Source organism: Streptomyces sp. NPDC002754 (assembly GCF_053592315.1).
In genome coordinates, this window is record NZ_JBSFVM010000015.1 from 142,919 (window position 1) to 162,360 (window position 19,442).

General features: G+C 67.5%; 15 protein-coding genes. 7 read left to right on the forward strand and 8 right to left on the reverse strand.

Going from position 1 to position 19,442, the window contains the following annotated elements:
- The first annotated feature begins 74 nt into the window (after positions 1–74).
- The 3 genes from ACWD2L_RS26580 to ACWD2L_RS26590 all read left to right on the forward strand — a co-directional run bounded on the left by ACWD2L_RS26580 (position 75) and on the right by ACWD2L_RS26590 (position 3,721).
- Positions 75–1,448 (forward strand): cation:dicarboxylate symporter family transporter, encoded by a 1,374-nt coding sequence (locus ACWD2L_RS26580; RefSeq protein WP_451191899.1) that lies wholly within the window; start codon positions 75–77, stop codon positions 1,446–1,448.
- A 165-nt stretch (positions 1,449–1,613) separates the two neighbouring features.
- Positions 1,614–3,287, forward strand: coding sequence for an APC family permease (locus ACWD2L_RS26585; RefSeq protein ID WP_451191902.1), 1,674 nt, complete (start codon positions 1,614–1,616; stop codon positions 3,285–3,287).
- A gap of 233 nt (positions 3,288–3,520) precedes the next feature.
- Positions 3,521–3,721 carry a hypothetical protein gene (locus ACWD2L_RS26590; RefSeq protein ID WP_451191905.1) on the forward strand — a complete coding sequence of 67 codons (201 nt, stop codon included), beginning with the start codon at positions 3,521–3,523 and terminating at the stop codon, positions 3,719–3,721.
- Between the two features lie 15 nt (positions 3,722–3,736).
- Here the strand turns inward: ACWD2L_RS26590 and ACWD2L_RS26595 are convergent, their stop codons facing one another.
- The 5 genes from ACWD2L_RS26595 to ACWD2L_RS26615 all read right to left on the reverse strand — a co-directional run bounded on the left by ACWD2L_RS26595 (position 3,737) and on the right by ACWD2L_RS26615 (position 11,267).
- Positions 3,737–4,810 (reverse strand): glycoside hydrolase family 130 protein, encoded by a 1,074-nt coding sequence (locus tag ACWD2L_RS26595; RefSeq protein ID WP_451191908.1) that lies wholly within the window; start codon positions 4,808–4,810, stop codon positions 3,737–3,739.
- Positions 4,811–4,928: 118 nt separating this feature from the next.
- The gene (locus ACWD2L_RS26600) at positions 4,929–7,991 is read right to left on the reverse strand and encodes an alpha-mannosidase (RefSeq protein WP_451191911.1); all 3,063 of its coding nucleotides are present in this window, start codon (positions 7,989–7,991) and stop codon (positions 4,929–4,931) included.
- Between the two features lie 71 nt (positions 7,992–8,062).
- Positions 8,063–8,971 (reverse strand): carbohydrate ABC transporter permease, encoded by a 909-nt coding sequence (locus ACWD2L_RS26605; RefSeq protein WP_451191914.1) that lies wholly within the window; start codon positions 8,969–8,971, stop codon positions 8,063–8,065.
- On the reverse strand, positions 8,971–9,894 hold the full coding sequence (locus tag ACWD2L_RS26610; RefSeq protein ID WP_451191918.1) for a carbohydrate ABC transporter permease: 924 nt from the start codon (positions 9,892–9,894) through the stop codon (positions 8,971–8,973). Before ACWD2L_RS26610 ends, ACWD2L_RS26605 begins: the two co-directional genes overlap by 1 nt.
- Complete coding sequence (locus ACWD2L_RS26615) at positions 9,891–11,267, reverse strand: extracellular solute-binding protein (RefSeq protein ID WP_451191921.1); 1,377 nt, start codon at positions 11,265–11,267, stop codon at positions 9,891–9,893. Before ACWD2L_RS26615 ends, ACWD2L_RS26610 begins: the two co-directional genes overlap by 4 nt.
- 288 nt (positions 11,268–11,555) lie before the next feature.
- On the opposite strand from ACWD2L_RS26615, the gene ACWD2L_RS26620 reads away from it, so the two are divergent.
- Entirely contained in the window at positions 11,556–12,797 is a 1,242-nt protein-coding gene (locus ACWD2L_RS26620) for an ROK family transcriptional regulator (protein WP_451191924.1), read from the forward strand.
- Between the two features lie 85 nt (positions 12,798–12,882).
- On the opposite strand, the gene ACWD2L_RS26625 is transcribed toward ACWD2L_RS26620, so the two are convergent.
- Both ACWD2L_RS26625 and ACWD2L_RS26630 read right to left on the reverse strand, forming a co-directional pair.
- Positions 12,883–13,353, reverse strand: a complete 471-nt coding sequence (locus ACWD2L_RS26625; protein ID WP_451191927.1) for a DUF3291 domain-containing protein — start codon at positions 13,351–13,353, stop codon at positions 12,883–12,885.
- A 105-nt stretch (positions 13,354–13,458) separates the two neighbouring features.
- Entirely contained in the window at positions 13,459–14,094 is a 636-nt protein-coding gene (locus tag ACWD2L_RS26630; protein WP_451191930.1) for a helix-turn-helix transcriptional regulator, read from the reverse strand.
- Between the two features lie 720 nt (positions 14,095–14,814).
- On the opposite strand from ACWD2L_RS26630, the gene ACWD2L_RS26635 reads away from it, so the two are divergent.
- Positions 14,815–16,608 carry a stealth family protein gene (locus ACWD2L_RS26635; protein WP_451191933.1) on the forward strand — a complete coding sequence of 598 codons (1,794 nt, stop codon included), beginning with the start codon at positions 14,815–14,817 and terminating at the stop codon, positions 16,606–16,608.
- A 77-nt stretch (positions 16,609–16,685) separates the two neighbouring features.
- Entirely contained in the window at positions 16,686–17,675 is a 990-nt protein-coding gene (locus tag ACWD2L_RS26640; RefSeq protein WP_451191936.1) for an FkbM family methyltransferase, read from the forward strand.
- A 95-nt stretch (positions 17,676–17,770) separates the two neighbouring features.
- On the opposite strand, the gene ACWD2L_RS26645 is transcribed toward ACWD2L_RS26640, so the two are convergent.
- Positions 17,771–18,355 (reverse strand): DinB family protein, encoded by a 585-nt coding sequence (locus ACWD2L_RS26645; RefSeq protein WP_451191952.1) that lies wholly within the window; start codon positions 18,353–18,355, stop codon positions 17,771–17,773.
- Positions 18,356–19,128: 773 nt separating this feature from the next.
- On the opposite strand from ACWD2L_RS26645, the gene ACWD2L_RS26650 reads away from it, so the two are divergent.
- Positions 19,129–19,442: hypothetical protein (locus tag ACWD2L_RS26650; RefSeq protein ID WP_451191938.1), on the forward strand; the 314-nt coding region annotated here is incomplete at its 3' end.

A 19,442-nucleotide genomic window follows, 5' to 3' on the forward strand; every position in this document is an offset into this window, starting at 1 on the left:
GGCGTCAACGATAGTGATGCATCGCGGAATTGATCTTCCGCTATGCAGAATATCCGCCCATGTAGGAGTGCCCCATGGCGCACGCCAACGGAAACATCGCACGCCGCGCAGGCCGTCTCCTGCGCACCAGTCTCTTCGCTCAAGTCCTGCTCGCCCTGCTGCTCGGCGCCCTGGTGGGACGCCTGTGGCCGGACGCCGGATCGGCCCTGCAACCCCTGGGGGACGGCTTCGTCCGGCTCATCAAGGCGATGATCGCGCCCCTGGTGTTCTGCGTCGTCGTCGCGGGCATCACCAAGGCCGGTGACCTCAAGGCCTTCGGCCGGATCGGCGTGAAGGCGCTGATCTGGTTCGAGGTCGCCACCACCGTCGCCCTCGTCATCGGCCTGCTCGCCGGCAACATCCTGGCGCCCGGCGCTGGCATGAACGTCGACCCCGCCACCCTCGACAAGGGCGCGGTCGACGAACAGACCGGCGGCGGACACCTTCCGTCCACCGCCCAGTTCGTCCTGGAGTCCCTGCCGGACAGCGCCGTCGGCGCCTTCGCCGAGAACTCCCTGCTCCAAGTCCTCGTCCTGGCCTGCCTCGTGGGCGCCGCGCTGCTCCACCTCGGCCAGAGCAAGGTTCCGCAGATCCTGCCGTTCATCGAGCAGGCCCAGGACGTCGTGTTCACCATCGTCGGCTACATCATGAAGCTCGCCCCGCTCGCGGTCTTCGGTGCAACCGCCCACCTCGTCGGCGAATACGGCGTGGGTGCGATGTCGACGTACGGAAAGCTGATCGCCGTCTGCTACGGCGTCGCCCTGCTCTTCCTCCTGCTGCTCGGCCTCGCGCTCAAGGCGGTCACCGGACTGAGTCTGTGGAAGTTCGTCCGCTACACCCGCGAGGAACTGCTGCTCGCGCTCGGCACCGGATCCAGCGAGACCGTGATGCCGCGCATGATGCAGAAGCTGCGCGCGGCGGGCTGTCGGGACGACGCGGTCGGGCTCGTCCTGCCCACCGGGTACTCCTTCAACCTCGACGGCGCCTCCATCTACCTCTCCATCGGCACCCTCTTCATCGCCCAGGCCGTCGGCGTCGACCTGAGCCTCGGGCAGCAGGTCACGGTCGTCCTGGTACTCATGCTGACCAGCAAGGGCATGGCGGGCGTGCCCGGTTCGGCGTTCCTCGCGCTGTCCGCGACCGCCTCCGCGCTCGGTGTCATTCCGGCCGCCGCGGTGGCACTGCTGCTCGGCGTCGACCGGATCATGGACTCGATGCGGGTCGCCACCAACCTGCTCGGCAACTGTGTCGCGGTGTTCGCGGTCTCCCGCTGGGAGGGGGCCCTGGACCGGGTCACCGCGAAGCGCGTCATGAACGGCGAGGAACCGGGCGCGGCGCCCGCGGCCACGATCAAGGGGGCGGCGCCCGTGGACATGGCGAAGGAGGCGACACCCGTCAAGGACAGCTGACGCCCGGCCATCACCACATCAATCAACGCCCTTGCCCCGCCCATCATTTGGCAAAACTAGATTCATGCCGCATGGATCTCGATCGGCAGGGCAGACGGCCGCCCAGTAGCAGATCAAGCGAGCGACCTCGAAAGAGCGGGCCGCGGATCAGGGACGGATGTGGTGATGGCCACGCTGACTGAGTCTTCGGGGGAAACCTCGGAGCAACGAACAGGGCTACGCAGAGACATGGGTCGGATCAGCCTGCTATTCGCGGGCGTGGGATCCATCATCGGATCCGGCTGGCTCTTCGGCGCGTTGAACGCGGCGAAGATCGCCGGGCCCGCTTCCATATTCTCGTGGGCGATAGCCGCCGTGATGATTCTCCTCATCGGGCTGTGCTTCGCCGAACTGGGAACCATGTTCCCGGTGTCCGGGGGAGTGGTGCGCTTTCCGCACCTCTCCTTCGGCTCCTTCGCCAGCTACACCATGGGCTGGATCACCTGGATCGCCGCCGCGACGGTGGCACCCATCGAGGTCGAAGGCGCCCTGCAATACGCCACGAAGTGGGCGCACTTCACCGATTTCCACGAGGCGAACGGCGCCTACACCCTGACCACGCTCGGCTATGCCGTCGCGGTCGTCGCCATGGCATTCTTCGTCCTCCTGAACTACTACGGCATCCGCTGGTTCGCCCGCGTCAACAATGTCCTGGTCTGGTGGAAGCTGCTCGCCATCGCGCTGGTGATCGTGGCATTCTTCGTGACCGCCTTCCATGGACACAACCTCGGAGCCGCCGAGTACGGAGGCTTCGCCCCCGGCGGCGCCAAGGGTATCTTCACAGCAATCTCCACCGCGGGCATCACCTTCTCCTTTCTGGGCTTTCGCCAAGGAGTGGAACTCGCAGGTGAGACCGACAATCCGCGGCGCAACGTCCCGTTCGCCGTCATCGGTTCCGTACTGCTCACCGGCCTGATCTACGTACTCCTCGAAATCGCCTTCCTCGGCGCGGTCCCCGAGAGCGACCTGCAGCACTCGCACGGCTGGCTCAACCTGGCCTTCGCCAACGACTTCGGCCCGCTCGCCGCCATCTCCAGCGCCATCGGCCTGGGCTGGCTGGCCTACATCCTCTACGTGGACGCGGTGATCTCGCCGGCGGACACCGGCCTCATCTACACCACCGTCACGGCCCGCATCTCCTACGCCATGGCCCGCAACCGCAACGCGCCCGCGGGCCTTGCCAAGACCACGCGCAAGGGGGCGCCGCTGGTCAGCCTGACCGTGACCTTCGTACTCGGACTCATCGTCTTTCTGCCGTTCCCGAGCTGGCAGGAGCTGGTCGGCTTCATCACCTCGGCCACCGTGCTGTCGTTCGGGTCGGGACCGCTCGTCCTGGCCGTGATGCGCCGTCAGATCCCCGAGCACGAAAGGCCGTACAGGCTTCCCGGCGGTGACATCATCCCGTTCCTCGGCCTCTATTCGGCGAACCTGATCGTGTACTGGGCGGGCTGGAACACCAACTACAAGCTGTTCCTCACCATCTGTATCGGCTTCGTCGTCCTGGCGGTCCTCCAGGTGCTCGACAAGGGCCACGCCCCGCAGCTGGACTGGAAGGCGGGCGCGAGCTGGGTGCTGCCGTGGCTCGTCGGCCTCGCCGTGATCAGCCGGATCGGCGACTACGACGGTGGCCTCGGCTGGATCGGCCTCGGCTGGGGATTTGTCGCCAACCTCGTGCTCACCGCGCTCGTCTACCTGTTGGCCCTGCGCGTGCGACTCCCGCGGGAGCGCGTGCTGGAGAACATCGAGGAATCGCGCGAGGAGTCCCGGATGGAGGAAGCGGAACTGGGCGCGACACACTGACCGACCCCGGCCCAACCAGGGCCCACGCACCACATGTGACGGCCCGCCCGACATCCGGGCGGGCCGTCACATGTGGGCCGTACGACTCCCGCGGGGCGCCACGCCACGGAAATCGCACAGATCGCGATATCAGTGGCAAACCCTGGCGTTACGGAATCATCACATCATCACGACCATGGAGGCCGATGTACGGGGCAGGCGAAAAGTGAGAAGTCGAGGGAAGGAAGCCACCGATGCTGATCGTGGCTCTTTTGCTCCTGCCGGCCATGGGACTGCTCCTGCTCGGCATGGACCGCATAGAAGACCGCATGGGCGGAGCGACCCGCCCGGGATCCGGACACCATCGACTGCGTCATCTCCGTCTCGTCCACGGTGACGAGCGGAGCGGCCGAGAAACGAACACCCCCAGAGAATCCGACCGCAAGGCCGCGTGACACCGTGCGGCACGCTCAGCCCGTTGGGCCGGGCCGCCACACCGCGACGCCGAGCACCGAATCCGCCATGCCGTAGTACAGGAACCAGACGTCGCGGAACCGCACCAACCCCTCGGTGAACACCACGTGATTGACCTGGCCGTCCTGCTCGTCCGCCGACGTCGGCACGAGGAACGGCCGCTCGAGGCGGGCCACCGCCTTGGTCGGGTCGGCCGGGTCGATGAGCAGCTGACCGGTGGAGTACTGGCCCTTGGTGTACCCGCCCTTGCCGTCCGAGCGGGCGTTGTAGACGAGCAGGATGTGTCCGTCGTCGGTGCGCAACGGTGGCGGGCCGGGCTCGATCAGGGACCCTTCCCAGGGGTGCACGGGCTTCGCCACCGGATCGTCGTTCCCGACGGTCTCCCAGTGGATCAGATCCTTGGACCGGGCCCAGAAGACGTTGGACTCACCGAAGTACATCCAGTACATGCCGTCGATGGGCGTGCTGAGGATGGCACCCGACTTGTTCCACGGCTTGTCACCATGGATCGGGTCGTGCAACTCAGGGAAGAGCGGCCCGTGCTTCTCCCAGTGCACCAGGTCCTTCGACGTCGCCAGGCACAGCAACGCGCTCGTCCCGTCGTAACCGGTGTACGTCATGTAGAAGGTGTCACCGACGTGCACCACTCGCGGATCCTCGCACCCACCTGGCAGCTCGTACGGCTCGCTCGGCGTGAGCACCGGCTCGGACCTGCGCCGGAACGTGATGCCGTCATCGCTCCAGGCGAGCCCGATACTGGACCGCTTCGCCTTGTTCTGCGCCCGGTACAGCAACGCGATCCTGCCGCCCACCACGAGGGCGCAGGGGTTGTACAGATACGCCGACTCCCACTCGTGCGACGGGTCCGGCCGCAGAATCGGATTCGCCTCGCTCTTGGTGAACGGACCCATGGGGAAGGTCGCCGGCCCGCGCGGGAACCGTGGGGGTGTGCTCGCGGCGGTGGCACTGCCCGCGCCGGCGAGCGACCCGGTGAGCGCCGCGCCGACCACGGTCGCCGAGGCCTTGAGCATGCCGCGGCGCCTGTGCGCCTGTCGGTGGTCGTCCTCCATGTCGGGTGAACCTCCTGGTTGTTGATTCTCGGAAGTAGCGCGTTCTCGGATTCCTCGAGTCATCCGTGACGGGGCCCCGCGCACACTCCCGCGAGGCCCCGTCACACCTGCCGCGTACTCAGTCCCGTACGGCCGCCAGCCGCACCGTCAGAATCTGGAACGGCCGCAGCCGCAACCGCACTCCACCGTCCGTCGCCTCGCACGCGGGCTCGTCGGCGGCGCGCGGGCGCTCCAGCAGGTCCGTGGCCGTCGCCGAGGCGAGGCGGAAGCCGGGGGAGAGGAGAGCGGTGGCGCGGGCACCCTGGGACTCGTACAGGCGGACCACGACGTCGCCCGAGCGGTCGTCGGCGAGTTTGAGGGCCTCGACCACCACGGCCGGGTTGTCCACGGCCACGAGTGGTGCCACCTCCGCCGAGCCGGACACCGTCCGCTCGGGCAGGTTGAGGCGGTAGCCCTCGCGGACCGCGTCGTCGACGTCCGCGCCGATCAGCAGGGCGTAGCGCAGCCGGTGCGTGCCCTGGTCCGTGTCCGGGTCGGGGAAGCGCGGCGCGCGGGCCAGGGACAGGCGGACCGTCGTGGTGGTGCCACCGTCCTCGCGCACATCACGTGTGACGTCGTGCCCGTACGTCGAGTCGTTGACCAGGGCCGCGCCCCAGCCCTTCTCGCCGACGTGCAGGAAGCGGTGCGCGCACACCTCGAACTTCGCGGCGTCCCAGCTGGTGTTGGTGTGCGTGGGCCGCTCGACGTGCCCGAACGGCACCTGCGCCGTGGAGTGCCCGGCCCGCACGTCCAGCGGGAAGGCGACCTTGAGCAGCTTCTCCGTCTCGTGCCAGTCCAGGACCGTGCCCACGTCCAGGCGACGGGCACCCGGCGCGAGCGCCAGAGTCTGCTCGATACGCGAATCACCAAAGGCACGGACCACGCGTACGCCGCCATCCACGACGGTCACCGACTCCGCCTCCGTCAGATCCGTGACGGTGTTGCGGTAGAAGGCGTCCAGATCCCAGGCGTCCCACTGGTTCGGGAAGTCCTGGTGCAGCTGGAGCAGGTTGGCCACCGCACCCGGCGGCAGCGCCTCCCGCTCGCCGTCGATGTCGTACGCCGACGTGACCAGGCCCCGCTCGTCGATCACGACGCGCACCAGCCCGTTGTCCAGGACGAACCCACCGTCCCGCGGCTGCGGTTCGACCGTGACCGCCTCCGGCTCCCGGCGCACCGTCGTACCCAGGGCGGCGGCGCCCGCGCGGGCGTGCGGAGCGGCGTTGAAGACGACCCGCGAACCGTCATCGGAGGCCGGACCCGCCAGCGCGGTCTGCGCCGAGGCGATCAACTCGCCCAGCTCTGCGGCCACCTGACGGTACGTCTCCTCCGCCTCCCGATGCACCCACGCGATCGACGTACCCGGCAGAATGTCGTGGAACTGGTGCAGCAGCACCGTCTTCCACAGCCGGTCGATCGCCTCGTACGGATACGCCGCCCCTGTGCGCAGCGCCGCCGTCGCCGCCCACAACTCGGCCTCCCGCAGCAGGTGTTCGCTGCGCCGGTTGCCCTGCTTGGTCGCGATCTGAGAGGTGAGCGTGCCCCGGTGGAACTCCAGGTACAGCTCGCCCACCCACACCGGCGCGTCCGGATAGTCCTCAAGGGCCTTGGCGAAGAAGTCACCCGGCTTCTCGATCTCGACCCGCGCCGAACCCTCCAGATCCGCGAGCCGCTCGGCGCGCGCCAGCATCTCGCGGGTGGGGCCGCCACCACCGTCGCCGTACCCGAACGGGGCCAGCGAACGATTGGCCGCACCCTTGTCCTGGAAGTTGCGCACACTGTGCGCCACCTCGGCGCCGGACAGGTCACTGTTGTACGTGTCGACCGGCGGGAAGTGGCTGAAGATCCGGGTACCGTCGATGCCCTCCCACCAGAAAGTGTGATGGGGGAACTTGTTCGTCGTGTTCCACGAGATCTTCTGCGTGAGGAACCAGCGCACCCCGGCCAGCTTCATCAGCTGCGGCATCGCCGCGTTGTAGCCAAACGTGTCCGGCAGCCACATGTCCTCGGTCTCGACACCGAACTCTTCGAGATAGAACCGCTTGCCGTGGATGAACTGCCGCGCCAGCGCCTCACCACCGGTGATGTTGGTGTCCGGCTCCACCCACAGGCTGCCCGTCGGCACGAACTGCCCCGTCTTCGCCTTCTCCTGGGCCCGCTCGTACACCTCGGGCCGGTGCTCCTTGAGCCAGGCCAACTGCTGCGCCTGGGACATCACGAAGCGGAACTCCGGGTACTCATCCATGAGTTGGGTGACATTGGAGACGGTGCGCGCGACCTTGCGCACGGTCTCGCGCAGCGGCCACAGCCACGCCGTGTCGATGTGCGCGTGCCCGATCGCCGAGATGCGGTGCTCGCCGTCGGCCGCGCCCGATGCCAGCGCCGGCGCGAGGATCTCACGAGCTGCCGACGCGGTTCCGCTGATGTCTTGGAGGTCCACGGCGTCCAGCGCCGAGGACAGCGCCCGCAGGATCTGCCAGCGGCGCGGCGCCTGCTCCGGCAGCTCCCGCATCAGCTGGTCGAGTACTTCCAGGTCGTGGACGAGCTCGTACACCTCCGCGTCGAAGACGGCCAGGTCGAGACGGCGCAGCCGGTAGATCGGCTCACCGTTCGAGGCACCTTCCTCGTCGAGCCACGGCGCGCGACCTCCGAGCGGCGTGCTCGCGAAGGAGCGGTCCTCCGGTCCCGAGTGCATGACGAGCGGGTTCGCGGCGGCCTCGACGTAGCAGACGAACTCCTCGCCTCCGACGGCCTGTTCGGCGACCGGCAGCCAGGCGTTGCGCGGGTTGAGCGCCTTCACGGCGGTCCCATCGGGCCGGTACGCGAGGCCCTCGGCGGAGAAGCCCGGCTCGGTCGTGCCGAAACCGAGGTCGACGACGGCCTCGACGCGGCGCCCCGCCCACTCCTCGGGGACCCGACCGCTGACCTTGAACCAGTTGGTGGTCCAGGCCGGACCCCAGGGTGCGCCCACCGCGGTGGGCCGGTAGTCGGCGGCGAGACCCTCGGCCACGGGGACGGGCTCGCCCGGCACCTGCCAGATGCCGATGTCCAGCGGGACGGAGGTGGCGTGGACGGCGGGCCGGATGCGTTCGTCGAGGACGCGCCGGAGGCGGTGCTGGACGATGTCGCGGTCGGAGTGCACAGAACACCTTTCGAAGAACATTGAACAGGACGGCACGGGAGAGGAGTTGGCCCCTCACCGGGGATGTGGACTCAGCCCTTGAGGGCGCCGCCCAGGGCGAAGCCGCCGCCCAACTTGCGGGTCAGCAGCAGGTACAGCATCACCACGGGCAGCGTGTACACCAGGGAGAACGCGGCGAGCTGCCCGTACTGCGTCTGGTCATGGGCGCTGAGGAACGTGAACACACTCACCGACGCCGGCAGCTTCTCCGGCGACAGGAGCAGCACGAACGGCACGAAGAAGTTGCCCCACATGCTGATGAAGGTGAACACGGTGACGACGGTGACACCCGGCCACATCAGCGGCAGCACCACGCGGGCAAGCGACTGCATGGCGTTCGCGCCGTCGATCCGCGCGGCCTCCTCCAGGACGATGGGCACCCCGTCCATGAAGTTCTTCATCAGCCAGATCCCGATGGGCAGCGCGGAGGCCGCCAGGAACAGCGTCGTCGCGAACATCGAGTCGATCAGCTCGACCTGCACGAACATGCTGTACACGGGGATCATTACGGCGGTGATGGGCAGCCCGGTGGTGAACAGCACGGTGTACAGGAACGGGCGGCGCAGCCGGGAGCGGTAGCGCGAGAGTGGGTACGCGGCCAGGATCGACGCGACCACGCACAGCAGGGTCGCGCCGCCGCACAGCAGCAGCCCGTTGAGCAGCGGCCGGTACGTCGTCTCGGCGTTCATGATCGCGTGGAAGTTGTCCAGCGTCGGCGGCGTGGGCACGTTCAGCTCGAAGCTGGCCGTGGAGCTGAACGCCGCGAACACCATCCACACCAGCGGCAGCACGAACAGCAGGCTGATCACCAGCAGGACGACATTGACGGCGACGCGCCCGGGACGGAACCGGCGCCGTGCCGTGCTTGTCACGGGGGTCGGGCGGGCGCCGCCGTCGGCGCGACCGGCCTCGGCGGCGGGCAGCAGATCGGTGGTCGCCATCAGTCGTCCTCCACCTTGAGCAGCTTCAGATACACCAGGGAGAACAGGGCACCCACGACCAGCAGCACCAGAGCGATCGCGGTCCCGTAGCCGATCATGCTGTTCTGGAAGGCCTGCTGGTACATGAACACCGGCAGGGTCTGGCTCTTGTTGCCGGGGCCGCCACGCGTCATGGCGTAGATCAGCCCGAAGACGGAGAGCGTCTGCAAGGTGATCAGCATGAGGTTGGTCATGATGGTGCGGCGGATGACCGGCAGCGTCACATGCCACAGCCGGTGCCACACACCCGCGCCGTCCATCTCGGCGGCCTCGACCAGCTCGCGCGGCACCTCGTTGAGCGCGGCGGAGTACACCATCATCGAGAACGCGGTGCCGCGCCACACATTGGCCAGGCACACCGCGAGGATAGGCAGCGTGTAGAGCCAGTTCTGCTGCGGAAGACCCAGGAAGTCGAGGACGTTGTTGAGCGAGCCCTGCTTGTAGAAGAACGCGTACATCAGGTACCCGGCGACGACCTCGGGCAGCACCCAGGCGGCGATGACGACACCGTTGGTGAGTGTGCGCAGCGGCTTGGTGGCTTTCTCGGCCATCACCGCGAGGCTCAGGCCGAGGGTGTTCTGCCCGATGACGGCGGAGCCGACGACGAACACCAGGGTCAGCCACAGGGCGTTGAGGAAGTTCGGATCGTCCAGCGCCCGCGTGAAGTTGTCCAGGCCGACGAAGTTCGTCTCGGCGGCGCCGGTCAATTGGGCGTCGGTGAACGCGTCGTAGACGCAGTACAGGATCGGTCCGGCCAGGAACACGGCCAGCAGGACGATCGACGGCAGCAGCGGCATGCCGCGCAGCAGTGAGCGTCTCACGGGAGCGCGGCCGGCCGCGCTCGCACCCGGGACGGCATCGGCGGTGGCGACGGCCGTTTTCATCGGACGCCCTTGGCAGTGGCGTCAGGGCCGACGGCCGTGCCCAGATCCTCGTCGTAGGTCTTGGCGGCCTCGCCCACCGAGGCCTGCCCGGTGGTCACGGACTCCATGGCCTTGGTGATGGCGTTGGAGACCTGCGGGTACTTCGGCAGCGCCGGGCGGAAGTGGGTGTGCTTCACCAGGTCGGTGAAGAACTTGTTGGTCGGTGTGGCGTTGAGGTACTTCGGGTCGGCGGCGACATCGGTACGCACGGCGGTCGTGGACTCGATGATGTTCCACTTCACCGAGTTGTCCTTGTTCTTGATCGCCTTGATGAACTGCCAGGCCAGATCGGGGTTCTTGGCCTTCGACGGAATCGACCAGGCCCAGCCGCCCGACATGCTGACCTTGCCGGGCGCCTGTCCGTTCTGCGTGGGCATGGCGGCCGGCTTCATCGTCTTCGACCACTCGGGCCACGGGCTCGGACCGGTCTTCAGCCAGCTGTTGGCCATCCACGACCCGTCGATGTTCATGGCGATCTTGCTCTTCGGCATCAGCTTCGTACCGACCTCGGTGCCCGCGTTGGCTCCAAGGGCGGTGGACTTGTCCAGGCCGAGGTCCTCGCCGTAGACGGTGTGCACGAACTTCAGCGCGTCCTTGAAGCCCTGCGAGCCGACGATCCACTTCTTCTTCTTGGCGTCGTACAGGGAGTCACCGGCGCTCTCGGTCCCGTACAGCAGCATCTCGAAGCCCTGCATGGTGGACTGCTCGCCCCCGGCCTGGCCGGTGTACAGGTTCATCGGGATGACACCCGGAAGCTTCTTCTTCAGCGTGCGCGCGGTGTCGAGGAGGTCCTGCCAACTCTTGGGCTGCCAGGGCGTCTTGATGCCCGCCTTCTTCAGCAGCTTCTCGTTGTACCAGATGCCACGGGTGTCGGTGTCGTCCGGGACGCCGTACGTCTTGCCGTCGGTGGGGGAGGAGACCGCGCCCTTGGCGGCCTTCGCGAACTTGCCCCAGTCCGACCATTTCCCGACGTACTCGTCGAGCGGTTTGAGGTACCCGCTGGCGATGTCCGAGTTGATCAGCGCCGTGTCCTCGTAGACCATGTCGGGCGCGGTCGAGGGCGAGCGCATCATCAGCTGGATCTTCGTGTAGTAGTCGTTCTCCGAGGCCGTGACCGGAACGATCTGGACCTTCTTGCCCGGGTGGGCCTTCTCGAACGACTTCTTCATCGAGGCGAGGAACTTCTGCTGCTTGTGGTCGTTCTGGTCCAGGTGCTGCCAGTAGACGACCTTGATCGAGTCGCCGCCGGCGGAGGATCCGGAACCACCGCAAGCGGTTGCGGACAACGTTGTCGCGATGGTGACCGCGAGGGCGGCGAAGAGCTTCTTGCGCAAGGGGTTCCTCCAGGAAGTGGCGGCTCGGCACCCGAGTCGGGCGCTCAACTGCAGGCGGTACCAGAGGTGTTGCGGTTGCACAGGTCGGGTGGCGATGCGGAAGCCACCGACGATGCGGGCGTGGTGCGCGTTGGTGCGTGATGCGTTGTCGATTACCTAAATCCAATGGATGGACTAAGTCAACGCCTGCTGCATAATCTCGACGTCGAAACCGGTGCGCTGGACACGAGTTGGCGAGCACGAGTTGGCGAGAGTGCCACGACGGACTTGCCCGAAGGAGGAGACACCATGGCGCGCAGCGGCACCAACCTGCCCAGGGTCGGCGGCTACAACCAGGCCGTCGTCCTGGCCGCCATCCGCACCAAAGGGCCGGTGAGTCGCGTCGAGTTGGGGCCCCTGACCGGCCTCACCAACCAGACCGTGTCGAACGTCGTACGCCGACTGCTCGACGAAGGCCTGATCGCCGAATCCGGGCACGCGCCCTCCAGCGGAGGCAAACGCCGCACCCTGCTCACCCCGCGCGCCGACGGCGCCTACGCCCTCGGGGTGCACCTCGACCCGGACGCCGCGGTGATCGTCCTGGTGGACCTCGCCGGATCGGTGCTGCTCAGCCGCCGCTTCGCGCTGCCACGCCCCAGCGATCCGACCGCGGTCGTCGACCGGGTGGCACGCGCGGCGCTGCGGCTGCCCGAACGCGCCGCGATCGACCGCAGCCGGCTGCTCGGCCTGGGGATCGCGGCGCCGGGCCCCATCGACGCGAAGGCGGGCGCGATCGTGAACCCGCCGAACTTCGTCGGCTGGCGGCGCGTACCTCTGGTTGACATGTTCGCGAAAGAAACTGGCATGCCGGTCGCGATGGACAACGACGCGACGGCCGCGGCGATAGGCGAACGCTGGATCGGCGGCGAAGCCCGCGCCGACGGCTTCCTGTTCCTGTACATGGGCGCGGGGATCGGCGCAGGCGTCATGCTGGGCAACCACGTCCTGCGCGGCGATTCGGGCAACGCGGGCGAGATCGGCCACGCCCAGGCCGAACCCGGTAACCGCCGCTGCGACTGCGGGAGCTACGGCTGCCTCGGCCCCTACTGCAACCCCGCCGCCCTGGTCGAGGACCTGTTCACCCGGCACGGCGACACCGCCGCACACCGCATCGGACTCAGCGGCGCCCCCGACGCGGTACGCGCCGACTGGAAGCTGCTGCGGCGCGCGGTGAGAGCGGGCGACGAAGCGGCCCGTGACGTGGTGCGCCTGGCGGGACGCCGGATGGGGCAGGCGGTGCGCGGGGCTGTGGCCCTGCTCGATGTGAGCCGGGTGGTGCTGGGCGGCGAGGCCCTCGTCGGCGTGGAGCAACTGCTCGGCGAGGAGATCGACAAGGCCGTCAACACGACGTCGGTGGCACGCGCGTTGGGCGGTGTGACGGTGGAACCGAGCCTGATCGGTGAGACGGCCGGGGCGGTCGGCGCCGCGTCACTCGTCCTGGACGGGCGCTACGCGCCGGGGTGGCGGATGCTGACGGAGGTGTCGGGCTGAGGGGCACCTCTGCACACGGGGCGAGCGGCGATTCGGCTCGGGACGCCGGAGTGGGAGCCGTCTTCCGCCCCCACTGACCTGCATGTCACCGCCCGGCCGTCGCGGCAGGCGCCGGGTGGGGGCTGCGGAAGGTGAACGCCTGGGGCCCCGGCCCGTGTTCGCGGACGAGAGCGACCCGCTCCATCGCCTCCGCGATGCTCGGACGATGCCCGGCCGGCACCCACCACAGAGCCTGGTGCGCCTCGGCCATGCGCTGGAACCACTCGCGGCGACGGCTCAGTACGCGCAGGTGATCGCTGTGGTACGTGAACGTTCGCAGTGCCTCGACCGACTCCCAGACCGAGCAGTTGATCAGGATCATGTCGTCGGCGTCATCGGGACGGAAGCCGGTCGCGTCCTCGCCGGCGTCGTCGACCATGCGCCAGACGAATCCGGGGCTGCCGTCGGCGAGCGCGTTGATCTCGGGAAGCTGTGCGACGAAGTCGGCGAGCTCGGGCCCGGTCAGCGGGGCGACGAGGCGGCCGATGTTGACCTGTGCCAGGTGAAAGCCAGTCATGGGCCCAGCATGTCCGAGCCCGCTTCTATAGTCAATGATGACTTGTTTTAGAAACTGACGGAGGTGGGCGTCGGCGGAAAGATCACCGCCAAGACGAGGCGCAACTCAGTCGGACCTCCGGGACAGGGCTACGCAGCATCCACCCGGGCACGGATCCATCGTCGGTGACCACTCCGCAGGCGCAAGCCCCTCCAGCAGCGCGAGATTCATCCCGCAGATGAGAGCGGGAAACTCCTCGGCCAGCGCATGGAAGGGGCAGTTGCGAAGACGCAGCGTCCCCTCATCCCAGTACGGCTGGTAACCGCGCTCCGCCAGGGCGTCGACCAGGTCGTCGACATCCACGTCCGGCTGCGCGGCGCCCGCGGCCCGCGCCACTTCCTGCAGCTCGCGGTCCAGGCCCGCGTTCTCCACGGTCGAGGCCAGTAGGTGACCGACGGAGCCGTAGGACCGGGGTGGCAGGGACACGGCGTGCTCCCCCTCGGCGCGCCGGTACACCTTCGCGGGCCGCCCCGCGCCCGGCCCGGTGCGCCCGGACAACCGCCGCGACGACGCGGTCAACAACTCCGCCTCGACGAGCTTGTCCAAGTGGAACGCGGCCAGCGACCGGGACACACCAACCGCCTCCGCGGCCGCGTCACGCCCTACGTCGTCCGGTTGAGTGGCGACGTATCGATAGAGCCGACGGCGTACGGGATCGGTCAGTGCGCCCAGCGCTGCGAATGCGGAATCGTCGTTCGTCACACGGCGATTCTATGACCAATGGTGACGCGCGATAGAGGCGTGCTGTCGGGACTGCTACCGGACGCCGAACCGGACTGGGAGGCGGGAACGTGATGTGGTGGGGAGGTCGGCACGGGGAACGCCCCGGCGGTGAAGTGCCAGCAGCCCTGCTTGCCTCAGCGCGGGCAGCGGCCCAGTCATGATCGCAGTGAGCGTCGACCAGGTGGACGTGCGCCGGAACGGCGGCGCCCCTCGACGGGCCCGCCCATGCCCCGCACCGCTTGGCTACTGGGACGGACGAGAGGCCAGGCCGAAGATCCTTCTTACTCGATTCGAGTGCTTTTCTTACCGATAGGCGACGAGGCGGACGCCTGGGCGACAACGTTTGTTAACGTCACGTCAACCCGATGGGTTGCCGTTCGCACGGAAGAAGGGGAAGCAAGGAAACACCCTTCATTCGCGCTCGACAACTCTTGAGGCGGATTCACTTCTTCACGTATTCATTCCGGTCAATCAGACCTTGATCCACCGGTATTGAAGTAGTTCGACTGAAGGAAGCGCCTGCCGAGGCTCTCCCCGCGTCGAATATCCGAAGTTGTCCGAGTGGGTCGCGATCGCGACCGGACCCCTCAGGTCCAGGGATGTGCAATGCCGAACGAAACCTTGCCGCAGCCCAGCGCGCCGTCCAGCGCGGAATTCCGCACGGGACCTCCCTCACGAGCGCTGCGCGCGTATCGCCGAATGATTCCGCTACGCCTGCGTCGCGCGGTTCGCGCGCGAGCGGGGATCGAGGAATGGGAGCGCCTGAGACATCACCTTGAGCGCCCCACACTCGCAGCGCGAAACCTCCAACTACGTCGCCTGTCGGCCCGGCTCGAACAACAGGGACTGCTCGGCGACGGCGGTCACGTACCCATCCGGACCCGGGGCGGCCTGCGTATCGCGCTGCAACGCCGGGAGATCACCCCGCTGCAAGCACGCGAGTACAACCTGCAGGCCGTACTCGGAGCCCTACGGGAGGCCGGAGTAGATCACTTCATGGTGCGCGGCACGGTGGAGACCGCCTCCACCGTGGGTGTCTGCACCGAGGACCGGGCGCGGGCCGAGCAGGCGCTGCACGCGCTCGGCAGTCAGATCCCACTCCAACTCGCCCTGGCCCAAGGCGGCCGGCGGGGCCAGGTGCAGTCCAGCCGGCCCGTCGACTCCACGAGTGTGTGGGACAGCGTCACCACACGGAAGGCGTTCAGGGTCTTCTGCTTCTTCGCGGACTCGGCCTCCGCCGAGCTGGTGCTGGGCCCGAAGTTCGGATGCGACATCGAGTTCTGGCCCCCATCCGAAGACGGCACGGAACTGGTGGCGCCGCGAACCAACCTCACGTGTGAGCGGATCAGCCGATGGGGGCCCGTGGTACAGCGTCCGGGCCGGCACTTCACACGGTTGGCCTCGGTGGACACACGCCCCCAGCCCGGGGAGGTGCCCACCCGGCGGGAGTTCGCCGAACCGCTGCCGGACGATGTCGACTTCCCGGTGGACGTCGTCTACACCTGGGTGGACGGCTCGGATCCGCAGTGGCAGCGAAGACGGGCGGCATCGGTGGGCGAGCCCTACCACCCGGAGGCAGCCAACGCCGCCCGCTACCTCAGCCGCGACGAACTGCGCTACTCCCTGCGTTCCCTGCACCTCTACGCGCCGTGGATCCGGAACATCTTCATCGTCACGGACCGACAGGTACCGAGCTGGCTCAACACCACACATCCCCGGGTCCACGTCGTCGACCACCGGGATATCTTCTCCGACCCCGCCGCGCTGCCCACGTTCAACTCGCATGCCATCGAAAGCCAGTTGCACCACATCGATGACCTGGCCGAGCACTTCCTCTACTTCAACGACGACGTCTTCCTGGGCCGCCCGGCGCTCCCGCAGGACTTCTTCCTCGCCAATGGCCTCAGCAGGTTCTTCCCCTCCAAGGCGCTGCTTCCGCCCGTCGGCAGCAGCGGCGCGGACGACGTCCCCGTGTCCGCCGCCGGTGTCACCAACCGGCAACTGCTGGCGGCCAGGTTCGGCAGCAGCATCACCCGCAAGATGAAGCACACACCCTGCGCGCTGCGGCGCAGTGTGCTGGAAGACGTGGAGCGGGTCTTCGCCGACGCCCACCGGCGCACCGCGGGACACACCTTCCGCAGCCCCGATGACATCGCCATCACCAACTCGCTGCACCACTACTACGCCTTCCTCACCGGACGGGCCGTGCCGGGAACCATCCGCTACGACTACGTGGACATCTCCAAGCCACGCATCGAACCCCGCTTGCGACGCCTGCTGAACCGCTCCCACCTCGTCTTCTGCCTCAATGACACCACTACCTGTGACGGCGAGGAGCACGCAAGCACCGCAGTCGTACAGCAGTTCCTGGACAGCTACTACCCCACAGCCAGCCCCTACGAGCGCCCGTACGACCCGACAACAGGGGCGGCATCGGAGGGTTCCGCGTCTCCCGTTCTGCGCGCGACCGAGGAGGCACGTTCGACGCCGTAAGCCTCGAGCAGCCGCAAGCGTCACGCACGGCCTCCTGAAAAGGGGCGGCCTCCATCACCGGAAAAGGAAGACTCCCCATGCCACTCGTAGTCAGGCTCCCGCACAACCCGTCAGCCATCGCACAAGCTGGCCCCTACCCCAGCGCATTGAATTTCATGAACCGCAAACAGACGGCTGTCCAACGGCAGTTGCGTCGATCCGGGCTCGCGGGATACGAGCCGTTGACACAGGCGACATTGATGGCGGTGGCCCATCAAGCGCCGAAAGGGAGCGCCGTTTTTGATGTCGGCGCACACATCGGCCTCTATTCGGCACTCATCGATGCCGTATACGGCTGCAAATTGTCGGTTCACGCATTTGAACCCGCGCCGGAGACATCGGGAATCTGCGCACAGATCCGAGACGTCAACGGCCTCGGATTCGAACTCGTCCGCTCGGCGGTATCCAACACACCGGGCAGCGCGGAGCTGTACCTTTCGCTGAAAGCGGAGTCGTCGAATTCCCTCAACTCCGATCACCGTCGGCACACGGAATCGGTGACCGTCCCGGTCACGACTCTGGACGACTTCACGCAGGAGCGACCCGAGCTCCGCCCACATCTGATCAAGATCGACGTGGAGACGCTGGAGGGACAGGTGCTGGCCGGGGGAGTGCGAACCGTACGCCAGCACCGCCCGTGGATCGTCCTCGAGATCCTTCCCAGTTCCGACCACGATTCGCTGGCCCGCAGCCTGAAGGCGATCACCGAACTCGGGTACGGGCTCCACCCGATCCAGGCGGAGAGCCCGTGGACGGGCCGCTCCGCGGACAACTACGCAACCCATGTGAGCAGTAACGGGCGCGACTGGCTGCTGGCCCCCGAGCCGCTCACCTACGACTTCCACCACGCGATGCGCACCTGGCTGAGGGCGATCCTCGAGTGCGATGAGCGCACCAACCTGGAACTGCCAGGGGGATCCGCCTTCCCCGAGGGATGGAACGCCCCCTATTCCTTGCCGACGGTGCACCGCAAACGCTCCTTCAAGAGCCTGGTGCGTGGTCCACTGCGACCCGCCACCGCCTCCTGACACACCCCGCCCGTCCGGGAAACGAAGCCACTGAACGCGCCACGACCGATGTCATGCCGCAGCACGAACATCAAGCAAGTAACGTGAGCCACTTTCTACGTGGTGATGGATACGACCGACCTGGCGGCCTGCTCGATCTTCGCGCAGTGGGCCTGCCGGGCTTCCTCGTCGACCTGCTGCTCATTTTCGGCACGCACCCCGGTCCGGCCGTCGACGCTCTCCCGCAGGATGTCGGCGTGCCCGGCATGCCGGACGGTTTCGCCGAGGACGTGGACCATGATGGCGAACAGGTTGGTGTTGGGACGGGGCTGCGGCCACCACGGCACATGGCCGGGGGCGTCGAGGGGAAGCTCGTTGATCGTCGCGTCCGAGTGTTCCCACGTGCGCCGGTAGAACCCGACGATCTGATCCCGGGTCTCGTCCTCGGCCGCCCACTGATCGCTGCCGTCGGAGTCCTGCCACCGGGGCAGCGGCTCAGGGCAAGGGCGGGCGAAGACCTCACCGAAGTACCTGGCCTCGACGGTGGCCACGTGTTTGACCAGGCCGAGGAGGGTGGTTCCGGTCACTGTCAAAGGTCGCCGTGCATCGTATTCGGACAAGCCGTCGAGTTTCCAGAGCAGAGCCTCGCGGTCCCGCCGCAGTCTCCCGTGCAGGTTGTCTTTCGCGAATTCATCAATCATGCGGCATGAGTCTGCCACGGCCTGCTCGTGGCCTCTTCTGGTTGTTGCGGCGGTGAACTGTCCTTGGCTGAACAGGGGATGGGGCAGGGTGAGGGTTGTTTGGGGTTGAACCGGTGTCATGGATGAGCGGGCGCCTCTGGTGGGCGGGGACCGGGTTGTTGCCCGGGAAGACAGTGCTGATAACGGGTGCGTCGAGTGGTATCGGCCGGATGCTGCGCGGTTGTTCGCGGGTGAGGGGGCGACGGTGATGGTTGGTCATGGCGTGAGGGCAGCAAACTCTGCGCGGCCGAGGGCTGCTCGCCATCGAGGTCGAGCATTTGCTGAGCCGCGGCGCACCTGCACAACCGGAGTGGGGGCACGTTGTGCGTCAACTCATTGCTATACGGCAGGGTATCGGTGCTGCCCTGCCGTTCGTGGGTGTCGGCTGCGGTGAAGGTCTCGGGTAGAGTCGCCGCGCCGTGTCTGACCGGGACATGGCGGGTCCGGCGCGCGTGCGTGCGGTGCGGACCCACAGGTGGGTTTCCGGGGGGACTGTTTCCATGCGTGTTCGTACGTGTCTGTCTGCTGTCGCTGCCGTCGTGGCCTGCAGTGCATTTCTCACCGCGTGCGGGGGTGATTCCGACAAGGCTTCCGACTCTGCGTCCGGTCCCAAGCCCACCCGTTCCGCCTCCGCTCGGGCCGACGCCGCCGCCCCGTCGGAATCTGCCGACGCCGGGGCGGGAACGGCCGCCGCCACTCCCAAGACGGTGAACAAGTCCTTTACGGACGACGTCATGGGGCAGAAGGCCACGGTGCTCAAGTACGTGCCCGACTTCCAGCCTTCGGCGGCCGCGAAGTCCAGGTTCTCGGCGCTCGGGAACCAGCACGTGGTCCTGGTGAATGTGAAGGTGACTGCGGGCTCGAAGTACTACACCAGCTTCGGGGCGAACAGCTTCCGCCTGACCGGCACGGCCAACGGCATCGACCGGGCGAGCACCACCATCCTGGACGACGAGGTCGAGGCGGTCGGGTACGAACCGGTGGAGGACGCCAAGGCCGGGATGAGCAGTACCGGTTGGGTTGTGTTCACGCCGGACAATAAGACGCA

Coding starts and splice junctions, on each gene's coding strand:
- ACWD2L_RS26580 (WP_451191899.1), top strand. CDS start 75: ATGGCGCACGCCAACGGAAACATCGCACGCCGCGCAGGCCGTCTCCTG.
- ACWD2L_RS26585 (WP_451191902.1), top strand. CDS start 1,614: ATGGCCACGCTGACTGAGTCTTCGGGGGAAACCTCGGAGCAACGAACA.
- ACWD2L_RS26590 (WP_451191905.1), top strand. CDS start 3,521: ATGCTGATCGTGGCTCTTTTGCTCCTGCCGGCCATGGGACTGCTCCTG.
- ACWD2L_RS26595 (WP_451191908.1), bottom strand. CDS start 4,810: ATGGAGGACGACCACCGACAGGCGCACAGGCGCCGCGGCATGCTCAAG.
- ACWD2L_RS26605 (WP_451191914.1), bottom strand. CDS start 8,971: ATGGCGACCACCGATCTGCTGCCCGCCGCCGAGGCCGGTCGCGCCGAC.
- ACWD2L_RS26610 (WP_451191918.1), bottom strand. CDS start 9,894: ATGAAAACGGCCGTCGCCACCGCCGATGCCGTCCCGGGTGCGAGCGCG.
- ACWD2L_RS26620 (WP_451191924.1), top strand. CDS start 11,556: ATGGCGCGCAGCGGCACCAACCTGCCCAGGGTCGGCGGCTACAACCAG.
- ACWD2L_RS26625 (WP_451191927.1), bottom strand. CDS start 13,353: ATGACTGGCTTTCACCTGGCACAGGTCAACATCGGCCGCCTCGTCGCC.
- ACWD2L_RS26635 (WP_451191933.1), top strand. CDS start 14,815: ATGATTCCGCTACGCCTGCGTCGCGCGGTTCGCGCGCGAGCGGGGATC.
- ACWD2L_RS26640 (WP_451191936.1), top strand. CDS start 16,686: ATGCCACTCGTAGTCAGGCTCCCGCACAACCCGTCAGCCATCGCACAA.
- ACWD2L_RS26645 (WP_451191952.1), bottom strand. CDS start 18,355: ATGATTGATGAATTCGCGAAAGACAACCTGCACGGGAGACTGCGGCGG.